Here is a 15,273-nt window from a genome sequence, read left to right on the forward strand (position 1 = left end):
CGGCAGGTGACTTCGCGGGTAATCAGGGTTCCGCGAAGCAGTCTGCCTACTCGGAAAGGTCTCAGGTGCCGGGGCGGAGGGCGCTCCGTCCGCCCCGGCGGTCTCCCCTACTCCTCAGGGGTCTCTTCTTCCTCCTCGTCGTCATCGTCGCGCCGGCGGGCGGCCACGGCGAGAACGAGGCCGAGGGCCGCGACCAGGGCCAGCCCCACCATCCACGGCAGGAGCTCGTCGCCGGTCTGCGGGAGCTTCACGTAGAACAGGCGGGTGCCCCACGGCGTCGTGAACACGAGGGTGCGCCACGCGTCGGCGTCGCCGGTCATGCCGAGGTCGACCGACCGTCCGTCCTCCGGCACCCAGTTGTAGGGAACCAGCAGGTTGAACTTCTGGCCGTAGGCGTTGGGCGTCGTGCGCACCGTTTGGAACGCGCCGAGCACCGACATGGCCGGCGTGATGCCGACCCGGCCGCCGGCGCCGACCACGGAGTTGGCCGCCTCGCCCCAGTCGGAGTCGTTGTTCTCGTCGGAGCCGACGTTGATGGCCACCCACTCCTTGCCGTCGGGCATGTAGGAGCGCACCCGGTACAGGTAGGGCTTGTCGTTGCCGTCCACCATGGGCAGGCCGTCGAAGCGGTAGGCGCCGTCGACGTCGGTCTCCATGGAGGCCACCTCGGCCCAGCCGTCCTCGGAGCGCACCTTCTGGCCCTCTATGGCCGCAAGGGCCGTCGGGGCGTAGGAGGCGCCGTTGAAGCCGACGGCGTCCACGTCGATGACCATGCGGTCGAGGTAGACCTTCTGCCCGGGCACCGCCACGGCCGTCTCGCCCTGCAGGCCGTCGGCCTCGGGATCGTCGAAGACCACGCCGGCGATGGCCGCGAGCGCGTAGGGCACCAGGCCCGTGTCGTTGTAGTCGGAATCCTCGGACAGCGAGATCACCCACACGGTGCCATTCGGCCCCAGGATGTAGGCGGCGCCGTTGCCCACCAGATCGCGACGGTCGGAGGGCTGGGCCAGCACGATGAGGCCGCCCTGCGGATCGCCCGGCTCGATGAGCTTGGTGTCCTCGTTCAGGTCGGAGTCGGTGGTGGCGGTTCCGCGGTTCATATGGGTGACGCCGTAACCCTTCGGCAGGTCGTCCACCGTCACCTCGAAGCCGTAGAGCACCGTGGTCTCCTTGCCGTTCACCATGCGCTTGCCGGCGACGTCCAGGTTGTCGAAGATCCAGTGGCCCTGGCCATCGGAGGTAGTAGTCTGGTTGAACGTCTCGTCCAGATGCCAGCCGGTGCCGGTCGCGTCGGTGCCGAACCAGTAGCGCTTCAGGCTCACCGGCACATTCGGGATGCGCACGTTCTCGCCGGCATCCTGGATGCCGTTGTAGTTTTCGTCCTGCCACACCACACCGGCGATGTGCGCCTGGGCGATGCGGAACAGGCCGTAGCCGTGGGCCAGGGAGCTGAACCAGTTCAGGTCGAACCACTGGTTGTCGCCGACGAGCGACGCCATGCGGGCCTGGTAGGCCTCGTAGAGACGCTGGCTACCGGTGTTGTCGTAGTAGGGCAGGTTCGGTTCGCCGGTGACGGAGTTGGTCGCGTTGGTGCTGACCTTCTCAACCTCCTTGCCGTCCTCGATCACGGTATCCAGGTACAGCAGCTTGCCGTTCTTGTCGGTCTGGTGCTTGCCGAAGATGGCGTCGTGGCGCTGCTGATCCATCTTCTCCAGATCCTCCTGGGTGGCCGTGGCGATCCAGGCGAGCATCTCGGTCACGTAGTCGTCGCTGTAGCTGCCGTTGCTGCTGCCATCGCTGGCACCGGCGTCGGCCCGGGCACCCGAGGCGCTGGCGGTCATGACGCGAGTGGTGAAGGTCTCGGACTCGCCGCCGTCGCCCTCGCCCGGCTGGGTGGTGTCGCCGCCCTCGGGCTTGGTGACGTCGATGACGGGCTTGTCGCCCTCGTCGGAGTCGGCCGGGCCGGTGGCGGTGCCGCAGCACTCCATGCCGACATGGCTGCAATCCTCCACCGTGCACAGGCCGTTCTCGTCCTTCTCGTGCAGGCACAGACCGCACTTATCGCACAGGCCGTCTGCCGCCGCGGCGACGGTATCCTCGTCCACGTGGTCGCAGCTCACGTCCTCGTCGCCGCCCGGCTGGGAGGCGTAGGTGGCGTAGGCGCCGGAGGTCGTGGAGGACTCGGAGCCATCGGCCAAACGGGTCAGCACGATGAGGTCGCCGGCCTTCGCCAGAGCCGTGTTCAGGTTGTCCGTGGCCGGCAAGGTGTAGTCGCCGTCGTGGCCGGCGGAATCTTCCACGTTCGGCGCCAGGGCCTGGGTCTCGTCGTCGAAGTCGGAGTTGACCCAGTCGTTGTCCTCGGTGCCGATGTGCTGCAGCGTGGGCGCCCACACGTCCTCATCCGGGTAGCTCACGATTTCGGCGCGGTAGGAGAACAGCACCTTGAAGGCGGCGGAATCGGACGAGGCCTGGTGCAGGCCGGTGCCATAGGCCAGGAACTGCCAGTGGCCGTTCTCGTCGGTCACGTCGAAGCCGGCGCCGGGCACGTACTCGTAGCCGTTCTGATCGAAGAACTTCTCGTCGTCATCGGCCACGTCCAGCGCCTGAGTGGCAGTCAGCGGCAGATACGGGTAGTTCGTGCCCAGGCCGTCCTTGGACAGGTCGTGGCGGCCGGTCAGATCCTCCAGCATATCCTGAGTGAAGGTCCAGTCGCGGCGCCACACGCCCTTCTCGTCCTCCGGCGTCTCGGCGCCCACGAGGATGGTCAGGTCGCGCTCGGCGTTGGTCCAAGCGCTGTAGATGACCAGCTCCTCGACGCCGGCCGGCTCGTCGCCGTTGCCAGTGCCGCCGCCAGCGGCATCGTCGTCGGCCTGAGTCGTCGGCTCGCCGCCATTGCCGGTGTTGTCGGTATTGCCGGTATTGTCGGTGTTATCGGTATCGTCGGTATCCTCGCCGGGCACGACCTCCATGTAGCTGGTGAGGAACTCGGTGTGGTTGTGGTACAGCACGTTCAGCTTCATGAGGTTCTTCGTGGCCGCCTCGGCGCGCTCGGCGCCCTCGGGCATGGCCGCCACGGACGCGTACAGCTCGCTGATGTAGGCCACCATGGCGTCGGCCGCGGCCTTCTGCTCCTCGGAGGTCATGGTCTGGCCCTCGTCCAGCTTGAACGGGTCGGCCATGGCCACGATCTCGTCGTACTCCTCGCGGGTGAGCCCGGAGTTCTCGAAGCTGCCGTCGCCGCCGGGGGTCTGGCCGGGCACCTTCTCCCAGTAGCCGATGCCGGTCTCGTCGTACCAATAGCGCACGAGTCGCACGACGGCGCCCTCGATGCGATCCTCTTCCTCGTCCATGAGGCCGTCGGAGTTCACATCGTTCCAGACGTTGCCGTCGATGAGCACCGGCAGCTGCTTGGTGAGGCCGGCGTCGAAGGCGCGCTTGTAGTACATGCGGTTGGCCAGGTCGTAGTTGGTCTTCAGGTAGCGGACCGCGTAGGCGCTCGACAGGATGCCGCCGTTCAGATCGGCGTCGTCGGCGATCTTCTCGGCCACAACGGCGTAGACCTCGTTGATCTTCTCGTTCTCGGCGTTGACGTTGTCGGTCAGCGAGGACTCGAAGGAGGTGAGGTCGGAGTTGTCGCCGGTACCGGCGCCTTCCACGTGGAAGCGGCTGGCCACGTACTCGCCGGAGTCGTCCACCACCTTGATGGCGTAGCCGGTCAGGTACGGAGTGGCCGACGTGAAGGCCGGGTCGGCGACCTCAAGCTCGGTCTGGCGCGCCTCGAAGGCGGCCATCATGTCGGCATCGGCCTTGATGGCCTCCACCTGGCTGGCGGACAGCGAGACGATCTCGGAGGCCGTGAGCTGGCGAATCATACCGACCGACACGGGGCGCTTCTGCAGGGCCACCAGATCGGAGGTGGAAAGCGCCGTTCCGTTGGCGTTGGCCACACCGTAGGGCTGGTACACCTTGCTGATGTCCTCGCCCGGAGCGGCCGGATGATCGACCTCGCTGCTCACGAGCACGTAGCCCGGCAGGTTGTCGAAGTCGTAGATGCCCTCGGCGTCGGTGTAGGTCCATAGCTGGTGATCCTCGATGACCAGCCCGCCGCAGATGTCGCAGCGCCCGTCCGGGCCCTCCGGCGTCGTGGCGCCGGGAGCCGCGGCCTCGTTGTGCTTGACGTCCACATGGGCCGCCGTGCTCGTCTTCTTGCCGCAGATCTTGCAGGTAGAGGTATGGGTGTTGTCGAAGTTGTCCTTCCATTCAAGCTCGGCGTGCTGGCAGATGTCGGCGTTGCAGCCGTCGCACAGGCCGTTGCCGTTGGCATCGGCGTGGGGCTCCTCGCCCAGCACCGCGTTGCAGTCGGCGCAGGTGACGGTGTGGGCGTCGGCATCCTTGTAGGTGCAGGTGCGGTCGTGCAGGTGCAGGCAGTCGCCGCAGCCATCGCACTTGCCGTCGCCATCGCCATCGGAGCAGGGCTCGTTGGTGGCAGAGCCGGTGCAGTCCTCGCCGTCGCAGGTCCAGTTGTGGGTACCGTCGCCGTTGCCGGTGTAGGTCTTGTTCTCGTGGGTGCACTCGGCATCGCCCGGATCGGTCACCTCGGTGCTCTCGCCGTCGGCGAAGCCCTCGGCGCCCTCGGCAGCGGCGCGTACCGCGAAGCGGGCCAGGGCGAATCCGCTCATAGCCGGCTCGGAAACGGCACGAGTGCCGGCATCCTCGCCGGTGTCGCCACCGGTGTCGCCGCCCTCGCCGGTGCCCGGGTTCTCAGGATCGGTCGTCTCGCCCGGGTTCTCGGGGTTCGGGTTCTCCGGATCAGTCGTCTCGCCCGGGTTCTCCGGATCGGTCGGCGTCGTCGGCACCTCGGGGGCCTCGACATCCTCGCCATCCTTGTACTGGCGGCCGCCGTTGAAATTGGTGTTCTCAACCCAGTAGCCGGAGTCCTTCAGCTCGCGCACGCCGGCCTTGTACAAGGCGTCGTAATCGTAGGTGCGGCCGGAGCGGACCAGGTACACCTTGCCGCCGTCGCCCTCGACGACGTTCTTGCCGCGGTTCTCCACCAAGCGCAGCACGCCGTTGGGATAGTCGTCGGTGGCATGCTCGGTATCCAGGTAGAAGACGTTGTTGTCCTCGTCTTCCAGCAGCTGGTTGCCGTGGTTGTCGTAGGTGGGCACGAAGTAGTACTGGGTCAGAATGACGCGCAGGCCCTCGACGCCCTGCTCGGTCTTGTCGCGGTCGTCGGTGTCGATACGGTCGTCGGAGGTGTCGGAATCGTTCTTGCCGTCGTAGTCCTCGTCGTACCAGGCCTGGCCCACCAGACTCGAGCGGTCGGGCGGCACGAAGCCGGCATTCATGGCGTTCTGGTTCTGGCCGATGGCGAAGTCGTAATCGAAGGTGCCGGTCACCGTCTCCGTCGTCGGACGGCCGTTGGCGTCGACAGCCTCGTGCTTCTCGGACCAGCCGTAGGCGGTGCGCTGGTTCGCCCAGCTGGCGCCATCGGCCAAGCCGGCCAGCACGATGCGCCAGGCAGCGTTGTTCTTCGAGATCTCGCCCTCGACGGTCTCGCATTCCTTGATCGTGCACGAACCGTCGGAGTGTACCTCGTCGGCAGTCTGGATGTTCTGCTCGTCGAGGAACACCGGGTAGTTGTTGGTCTCGTAGCGGCTCCACACATCGACCATGCCGTCGCTGTTGGTGCCGGGATCCTGCTCCTCGGCCGTCACCATGGGCTGGACGCGGGAGTTCACCACGTCATGGGCGGTGGTCTCGGCCTCGAAGGTGGTCACGAGCAGCGAGCTCATGCCGTCGTCGCCCTTCTCGCCGTTCACCTCCACGGTGTAGGAGGCCAGCGCGTACTCGTATTTGCCCGTCGTCGGGTTCCACGTGCGCACGGCCGTGGGCAGCTCGTCGAACAGGTAGTAGCCGGACACGTCGTGCAGCTCGGTTGTGCCGTCCTTGGCGAGCGCCTTCAGGTTCTCGTTGTCGCCGGTCAGCACGGCCACCTTGCCGCCGCCCAGGTAGGTGGAGTTCGGCACGGTGAAGGTGAGGCGGTCGGCCGGGGAGGCGTCCACCATCTGGCCCGCCTCGTTGCGCACCTTGTAGGTGCCGGAAGTCGGGTTCAGCGTGTCGGTCTTCGCCTCGGTCACGCCGCCGGCCATCTTCTCGGCCATGACGTTGCCGTCGTTGCCGAAGTGCGGGTTGGGCTTCCAGGTGCCATCGGCGCCGAGCACGTACTGCTTCAGGATGACCTGCTTGCCGTTGTAACCGTACTCCAGGTAGTCGGCCTCGGTCTTGGTGCCGTCCTTCTCGGTGGTCACGCGCGTCTCGGTGTTGTAGTTGTACAGGCCGTCGTAGTCGGCGTCCTCCCAGACGTAGCCGTCGATGGCGTAGGCGGGAGGCTTAATGAGGCCGCCGTCGTTATGATCGCGGCTCGCGCCCATCATGAGGTCGTAGGCCACGAGCGTCTTGCCGCCGACGGTGGCGGTCATCGGATCCTTCACCTGCACCTTGCCGTCAGCGTCAAGCTCCGGGTTGCCGTTCTCGTCCAGCACCAAATTCGGCGTCTGGTCGTCGTTGTTCGATGCCGGCGCGTAAACGATGTTGGACTCGTGGGACGCCAGGCCGTTGGGCGTGGTGCCGTCGTCGGCCACCGTCTCCAGAAGGATGATGAACTCGTCGGGCTCCACCAGCTTGTTGTCGCCGGTGAGGTCGGAGTTCTCGCGATAGCCGGCACCGGTCAGGTGGTACTTCGCGCGGAACAGCTCGTTTTCCGCGACGCGCGGATCGCTCACGCGCACCTTGTAGCCGTAGACGACCCACGTGTCGGCGCCGTTCACGTTGCGCAGCCCAGCCGTCTCGAGGTTGTCGAAGCGGTAGGTGCCGGAACGGTACAGATCGGGCGTGCCGGTCAGCGCGCCGTCGATGTCCTCGCCGAGCTCGGTGGGCTTCGCCTTGTCGGTATCGCGCTCGATGAGCACGCGATCGGTCGTGGTCACGGCCGCGGACGCCGTGTTGCCGGCGGCCCACTTCGTGGTGTCGGGCACCCAGTTCGCGCCATCGAAGTAGTAGCGCTCGAGCGTGACCTCGTAGCCGTCGAGAGCCTCTTCCTCCTCGACGACGTTGCCGTTCTCGTCGAAGGTCACGTCCTGGATGCCGTTGTTGTTCTCATCGTTCCACAGCACGCCGGAGATGGACTGCAGGGTGGGGTGCACCATGCCCATGTCGCCGCCCTGGACAACCTTGGGCAGCGGCACCTTATGCTCCCACGCGCCGCCGTTGCCGTCGGGAATGGAATCCACCACGACCGTTTCCATGTCCACCGTGAGCCAGTCGTAGGCCGCCACGCCGTACAGCGGCGCGTCCGGACGAACCAGCTGCTCGGTGCTCACGCGGGCAAAGTCGCTCGCGTGAGCAAGCTTTGTCTTATTCTCTCCCTCGGTCACGCCCTCGCTGGCCACCACGATGCGTCCGCCGTGCTCCTCTCCGTCCACATCGCCCACCGAGGTGCGCGTGCCAGCGATCTCAAGGCCGCCCTCGGCCGCAATGACGGTGCGGTCGGTAACGGTGCGGCCCAGGCGCACGGTCTTGCCGTCGCCCTCGTATTTTGCGAAGTTCACCACGCCGAAGCGGTCGGTAGAGGCCACGTCGGACTCCACCTCATCGGCCTTGCCGGCGTGGTAGCGGGTGAGCATCCAGCTGGTGCCGTTGGCCTCGACGTCGGAGCCGTCGTGGGCCAGGCCGTCCACTTCCACCTCGTAGCTGGCCAGCGAATAGGTATCGCCGTACATCGGGGCCGAGCCGGCCGGGTAGTCGGTGGCCTTATCGGCGTTCACCAGCGTGGTGCCGGCATCCGCGGCGTCCGCCTTGCCGACGTAGCGCGGCGCGAGCTCGATCTCCTTGTGAACCTCGTCGCCGCAGCCCACCCAGCTGGTGGGCAGGTTGTAGAAGGCGTAGGTGCCCGGATCCAGGTCGTCTACCACATTGCCCAGGTAGTCGAGGCCCAGAGGACCGGTAGTCACCGTGCGGTCGCCGTCGCCGTTGATGACATACTGGACTTTCCCGTCGCGTACTGTTTCGGTCTTAGTCGGATTGTAGGTGACCACGCGCTCCCAATCGGGATTCTCGGCGGTGCCGTTGTTCTTCCAGGTGACATCGCCGCCAAAGGCGCGGGTGCGCACCCAGAAGCCCAGGGAACCCTCGTCGCCGCGAGCCGCGCGCACATCGCCCGCCGCGCCCTGCTCGGCGCGGTCGTACAGCAGCTGCCACGCGAGCTCGAGCGTCGCGTCGGTGGACTTGTCGATGGTCTTCATGGCCTCGATGGGATCCATCTTGTCGATGCCCAGCTTCTCAAGATCCTCCTTGGTCAGCAGGTTGTAGACCAGATGGGCATGGCGCAACGCGAAGCTCTTCCACAGGTCGTGGGTCACGTAGTGCCACTGGGTCAGCGCCACGGTGCGACCGGGCAGGCCGTTCTCGAAGGCAGGCTGGTAGATGCCGTCGTAGGAGCGCTCGCGCTCGGCGCGGTCGAGCGCCGGGTTGCTGGCGGCCCACTGGTCGCTGTAGGAGTCGTCCCACACCACATCGGTGACGGAGGTCTCGGGAATCTTTATGAAGCCGCCGTCGCCGCCCTGCTGCACCTGAACGTTCTCGTCGGTGTCGTAGGTGACGCCCTTGTACTTCTTCCGGGTCCTACTGTTGGTGGAGCTTTCCACCGCCTCGTGGGCTACGATGACCATGCCGTCGGCGCGGCCGGCCGGCACGCGGTTCTTGAAGGCCGCGTTCGTGTCGGTATCGCCCATCGCCGGCACGGAGTCCTGCATATCGATGAAGCGGTTCACCAGGCCGAAGGCCTTGGTGGTGCTGTCGAGGGCGTCCAGGCCCTCGGAGGTGTAGTAGCGGAAGGCATCGGACTCGGTGCGCATGCCCTCGGCGTCACCCGCCGCCACCACGTCGTCCAGGTCGCCCGCGACGTGCGGACGGGTCAGGGTGTAGCCGGCGATGGCCTCGTTAGGCACCTGCTGGTAGAGGTCGGCCGGGTTGGTGTCGGCCACGGCTACGGTGTAGCCGCACAGATACTCGCGGTCGCTCGCCTCGCCCAGCTTCTGGGCATCGGGCTTCTTGAAGCTCGTGGGCACAAGGTCGGTGCGGTACTGGCCCAGCTCCAGATCCTCCTCAGGGTCGGTGCCGTAGGAGGTGGTGAAGGGATAGTACGGGTCGAGCACACGGTTGCCGTCCTCGTCGAGGCTGTAGGTGCGCTTCCACGTGCCGTCCGGGCCGCCGGTCTTGTCCGTGTCGTCCAGGTAGTACTTGGTCAGGCGGATGCGCACGCCGCCGATGCCGCGCTCGCCCTCGGAGACGAGGTTGCCGTCCTTATCGTAGACATCCTCCTGGCGGATGCCGTCGTAGTTGGCATCCTCCCAGATGTAGCCCTCAATGGGAGCGGAGGGCGGCACGATGTAGCCGCCGTTCATGCGGGTCTCGTTCTTGCCGAAGGCCAGATCGAACGAGGCCAGCGGCGCGTCGCCGTTCTTTTCGGCGGAGTTCACCACATACGGCGTGCTGCCCGTGCGGGCGCCCTTGGCATCGGCGGTGGTGGAGCCGGCCAGCACGATGACGGAGTCCATGGTATGGATGTCGCCGTTGGAGCTGAACTTCTGGCTGCGGACGAGCGGGAAGGTCTCGGGGCCGTAGCGGTAGGCAAACGACGAGGTGCCGCGCACGTTGGCCTTGCCCTTGGAGCTCCACTGATCAACCAGGTAGTTCGGGGCAGCAAGTTTGTTCTTCACCGGGTAGTCGGAGGTCTGCACCTCGTAGTTGCCCGGCTTGAAGTCGGCGTTGCCGCGGATGGCCACGGTGTAGCCGGCCAGGTACTCCTTGCCGTTGGTGAACACGCGCACGGGCAGGTCGTCGAACTGGTAGTAGCTGTCCGCTTCCTTGCCGGTAACGCTCTTGTTGCGGGTGGTCACCGTCTTGTAGTAGAAGGGCGCCTTGGTCGTCTCGGTCGGGCTCCAGTCGCGATCGTTGCCGTACTCCGTGAACGCGCCCTGGGGCACCGGGAACCAGTGGTCGGCCGGGGCGTCCGCCTCGGGGTTCGCGTTGCCGCCGTTGGTGCGGTCGGGATCGTAGTACCACTGGCGCAGGTACAGCCTCGTCGGGCGATCGGGCACCGGCTGCTTCTCGGGGTTCTTCAGCTCGATGGTCATGCCAGTGTTGACCATATCCTCGTAAGTGCCGGGAATAAGGTTGTAGATGCCGTCCTTGTAGTCGTTGTCCTTCCACACGTAGCCGCCGATGGCGCGGTAGGCCGGAGCGATCTCGCCCACGTCGCCGGCCACCTCGGTCACTACCGGATGCGTCCACTGGTAGGTGGCCGCATCGGCGGTGTCCATGGCGTTGGATACCGGGATGTCGGCGAAGCTGGCCTGGATGCCATCAGTCTTGCCGTTGTTCACCTCGGCCAGGATGACCTGGCCGTCGTTGGCGCGCACCGAGCCGTCTGCCGCGTAGCGGTGCTGGATGGGCCAGCTCTGGTACAGGGCCTTGATGGCGCCATCGGTGATGTCGAGCTCATCGGCGTTGCCGGCCACGCCCGCCTTGGTGCCGGGCACGTCGGAGTCGACGGCGAGCCCTTTGGCGGTCGCGTCAGCGTCGGCGAAGCTTACGGGTTGATGCGGCGTGGTGATGTGCCAGGGGTCCCGCTCGCCCTTCACGTAGCCGCTCTTCAGGTAGTTCTTGGGGGCCGCCAGCTCCACGCGGTAGGCGGCAAGGAAGTACTCGTCGATGCCGCTGTTGGCGTCGAGCACCACCACGGCCGTGGGCAGGTTGTCGAAGACGTACTCGCCGTCGACCACGTCCACCAGCTTGTAGCCGGCGGCCTCCTTCGCGTCGGCCACGACCTTCTGGTCACCTCCGGCCGCATAGGTCTTCACGGCCACCACGCCCATCTTGTTGCGGGCATCGGCACGGTTCTCGCCGTTGCTCACAACCGGGATGCAGACGACCTTGCCCTGGTCGGTGATGTCGGTCGGATCCTTGACGATGGTGGCCTTGGTGGTCACCCAGTCGGAACCGAAGCCGATGTTCTGCACCCAGGCACCCACGGCAGACGCCTTGGCCGTATCGTCGGTGGACTTGGTGCCGTCAGCGGCGACCCATTCCACGAGACCAGCGTCATCGCCGGTCTTGATCTGGGCGAAGGCCGCGGCGCCCTTGGGCACGTAGTGCCACTGGGTGGCAAGCACCGTTTCGCCGACAAGCCCTTGCTCGTCATCGGCGCGGACGCCATCGGGAGCCGTGTTGTCGTCGGATTCGGTGTCGTCCCACACGATGCCGGTGATCTGGGAGGTAGGCGCCTTGAAGAGACCCGTGTTCACGTGCTCGCGCTTGAACACCTGGTTGGCCACGTCGTAGGCCACGCCTTCCATAGAGAAGGTGTAGGGGGTGTTGGCGGCCGGCGTGGAGGAGTTGGCGGTCACGATGAAGCCAGTCTTCTCGGCCAGGCCCTTGTCGTCCTGCTCCACAGGCTTGCCATCGGCGCCGGTGATGGCGCCGTTCTTGTCGGTAGCGGCGAACTGCGGGTAGCTCGTCACGATGGCCGTGTCGTAGCCGTCCACCATGGCCGAGCGGTGGATGTCGCGCTTGGCATCCGAGTCGGCGTTGGTGGCCCACACCGGCGAGGAGCTCTTGTCGCCGTTGTGGAACACCGTGAGCACGTGGCCCTCGGGCAGGTTCGGCTCGGGCAGGCGGTAGGACGCCATGGCCAGGGTGTCGTCGGTAGCCGCGGCATCGCCGGCCGCCACCGGGTTGTCGTTGGTGTCGAACTGCACGTAGGGCAGAAGCCCGGCGGTGTTGTCGTCGTTGAAGGCGAAGGCGCCATCGGCGTCGGTCTTCATGGTGTAGAAGCCGGTATGCCCGGTGACCACGGTGGCCGTGGTGCCGGAGGCCTCGTCGGTCACAGTCTCGGTGACCTTGTCGCCGAAGGCCGGGTTCTTGATCCAGGCGCCCACGACCGCGTTCGCGTCGTCGCGCACCAGCTCGATCTCGTAGTACTCCTCGCCGGTGAACGTCTTGGCGGGACGCAGCTCGGTGCCCTTGTTGTTCACAACGTTGGCAGCGGTGAAAGTCACCTTGCTGTAGGTGCGCTTCGCCTCGCCTTCGCCCTCGGTCACCTCGGCCACGGTACCCGTGCCCTCAAGGTAGAACCACTGGGCGAGCTCAACGTCCTGGCCCTTGCTAGGTAACAGAGGAGAAACTTCGGAAAAATTTTTTCGTCGAGGAGATTTCCGTGCAAAAAACCCGACCAACGGACTCAGCATTCGAATCCGTTGGTCGGGTGCTTCAACCTTGGCGCAAACGAAGCGATCCGCCCCTCTTTTCAATCGAGGGCGAGCGGTTTTACTTCATGAGCTTTTGGTGAGCGCCTCGCAGGCCGCGACTGCCGCCTGAAGGTCGGACTTGTGGCTCTCCCAGTACTCGTCAAGGGCCTGGCGCATAACCTCGGCTCGCGTGATCTTCATGACCGACGCCAAAAGGTCGGCGTGTTCTCTCTGCTCGGCCGTCATGGGCACCCGCACCTGAGCGGTCATACGTCCGCTCGTCCCCTCTCCGGCTTGGACCGGCGGCTCGGCCTCAACGCTTTTCTTGCGCGGCTTGCGCGTACGGGCAGCGGCCCTAGACGCGCCGGCGGCCCGGGAAGGCGCGTCCGCATCCTCCACCGCAGCAGCCGCCGCATCGGCGGTCTCAGTTGTCCCCGCCGCACCGGCGATTTCGGCCGTCCCCGCCGCACCGGCGACCTCGACCATCCCCGCCGTATCGGCGGCCTCGACCATCCCCGCCGCATCGGCGGCCTCGGCCGTCCCCGCCGCGTCAGATGCCGCTAGCACCGAGGCGATGCCGTAGGAGACCGATGGGATTGCCTCGCACCGAGGCTCTTCCGTATAGTCCTCGGCGAAAAAATCGGGCATCGCGGCGGCCTGGGTCACATCAAGGGAGGCGCTTCTCACCTCATGGGTTCGCGACCGTCTCGGCGCCGCCTTCGCGCCGTCCTTCTCGGACGATCTCGCCGAGCTGCCCGAAGGGGAGATCCCCCTCTCGGGCGCCGCCAGATCCTCCTGGGCGGCGCCGATGTAGGCGGCTGCCGCGCGCGCCGCATCCATCTGGGCGCGCAGATCCTTCTTAGCCATTGATGTCCTCCAGCAGCTCCTCGATGAAGAACCGGTAGTCGTAGGCCACCTTCGCCGAGGGGGCGTACGCGAAAAGTGACTGTTTCACCGCTTGGGACTCCTTGATGACGGTGGCCTCGCGAATCCAGGCGCGGAACACCTTGGTATCGAGTTCGGCCGCCATCGCCTCGGCGTCCTCACGGATGATCTTCGATATGGGCGTGCGCGGGTTGTAGCGCATCAGCAGGATGCCGGCTATCTTGAGATCGGGATTGGTGTACTCGCGGATGGCCTGGATGGTGGCCGCCAAATCGGTGACGCCGTCCAGGGAATAGGCATCGGCCTGAGCGGGTATGACTACCCAGGAGGCCGCCGTGAGCGCGTTCACCGTGAGCGTGTCGAGCGCCGGCGGCGTGTCGAGGATCGCGAAGTCATAGCGATCGGAGACGGCCTCCAGCGCCTTGCGCAAGCGGTAGTCCTTCCCCACCGAGGGCATGAGGTCGTCGGCCTTCCCGTTCAGGCGGCTGGCCGGCACGGCATCGTAGCCATCGATGGTCTGCGCCGCAGCGGCCACGCCCGCCTCGCCCGTGAGCACGTCAAGCGACGACAGAACGCCGCCTGTCTGAGCCTTCAGCGTGGTGGAGAGGTTCATCTGGGGGTCGAGGTCGATATAGAGCACCCGCGCCCCGTCTTCGACCAGCTTCGCCCCGATGGCCAAGTTGGTCGTCGCCTTCGCAACGCCGCCCTTTTGAGAGGCGGCCGCCAGTGTGATCATAGCCTTCCCTTACTGCCGCGACGAGGCCTCGCCCCACTGCGCCGTTCTCTATGGGACGTACTATTACATATAATGTTATGTTGTCTATAGGGTTCTAGAGTTCAAGGGGCTTCCAAATCCCATCTTCGGTAATGATGGCCGTGACGAGGGCGTAGGGCGTCACATCGAAAGCCGGGTTGCGCACCGTAACGCCGAAGAGGGGTTCGGCGAGCACCTCGGACGAATCGCGCTCCTCAATGGAGATGTCGTCGCCTGTCTTCGTTATGCAATCGATGGTGCTTCTTGGGGCAGCCACATAAATCGGAATTTGGAAATGACGAGCCATGATCGCCAGCCCCAAGGTGCCCACCTTGTTGGCCGTATCCCCGTTGGCGGCGATGCGGTCGGCCCCGACGATCACGGCATCCACCTTCCCCTCGGCCATAAGCGACGCCGCCATATCGTCGCACTGCAGCGTCACCGGCACCCCAGCGCGCGCCAACTCCCACGCCGTCAGGCGCGCCCCCTGGTTCACCGGGCGCGTCTCGTCGGCATAGACGCGGTTGATAAGCCCTTCTTGCGCAGCCGCATAAACAACGCCGAGCGCCGTGCCGTAGAAAGCCGTCGCCAAGCTGCCCGCGTTGCAGTGCGTGAGGATGTTGAGACCCTGCCGCCGAACAGGTGCGGCCACGCGCGAAGAGCCGTCGATGCCATGGGAGGCCTCCGGGGCGTCTCCCCTCCCGTCCCGTTTATCCGCAATCTCGCGCAGCAGCATGGCCCCATGGGCGCCGATACGGCGGTTCACCGCCTCGTCCTCGGCAATGAGGGCCCCTGCGAGCCCGTAGAGCGCCTCGGCCGCCTCTGCGGCCGTCTTGCCGGCGCTGCGGGCCTCCTGGGCCGCCTCCACGGCCCTGCGCACGCCCCAGGACAAGTTGACCGCCGTCGGCCGCGCCCCGGTGATCACGCGGGCAGCCTCTTCCAAGCGACGGTCGAAATCGGCACGAGCGCCCTCCCTCCCGAAACCGCCACCTGCCTCCGGATCGCCTTGCCTCACGAGGTTGGCGGCGCTCTCGTCCGCCGCGCACTCGAAGGCGGCCAGCATCACCGCCGCCGCCCCCGCCACGCCGATAGCCGGCGCGCCGCGAACGGCCAGCGTCTTCACGGCATCCACGACCTCGCGCCAGTCCGCGGTGCGCACAAGAGCCAGATCATCTGGCAGAAGCCGCTGGTCCACGAACCCCACCACGGGCCCTCCCTCGCTCTTCTCAACCCAGATCGTCCGCGGCAGGTTCCCCAAATCAAGATTCATGTCATATCTTTCATATTAGCACTTTCGTGCATGATACTATTGTGCTATATTAATCG

4 protein-coding genes are annotated in these 15,273 nt (G+C 66.0%); all 4 read right to left on the minus strand.

Annotated features, from left to right (window positions below; genetic code table 11):
* Positions 1-107: 107 nt before the first annotated feature.
* Positions 108-12,170 (minus strand): SdrD B-like domain-containing protein, encoded by a 12,063-nt coding sequence (locus tag ACW4LP_RS02190; RefSeq protein ID WP_455803424.1) that lies wholly within the window; start codon positions 12,168-12,170, stop codon positions 108-110.
* 222 nt (positions 12,171-12,392) lie between these two features.
* Entirely contained in the window at positions 12,393-13,175 is a 783-nt protein-coding gene (locus ACW4LP_RS02195; RefSeq protein WP_114540034.1) for a hypothetical protein, read from the minus strand.
* Entirely contained in the window at positions 13,168-13,929 is a 762-nt protein-coding gene (locus tag ACW4LP_RS02200; protein ID WP_114540033.1) for a ParA family protein, read from the minus strand. Before ACW4LP_RS02200 ends, ACW4LP_RS02195 begins: the two co-directional genes overlap by 8 nt.
* 94 nt (positions 13,930-14,023) lie before the next feature.
* Positions 14,024-15,217, minus strand: coding sequence for an S-methyl-5-thioribose-1-phosphate isomerase (gene mtnA / locus ACW4LP_RS02205; protein ID WP_455803425.1), 1,194 nt, complete (start codon positions 15,215-15,217; stop codon positions 14,024-14,026).
* Positions 15,218-15,273 lie beyond the last annotated feature (56 nt).

The sequence above is a fragment of the Adlercreutzia sp. CNCM I-6215 genome (genome assembly GCF_977072315.1).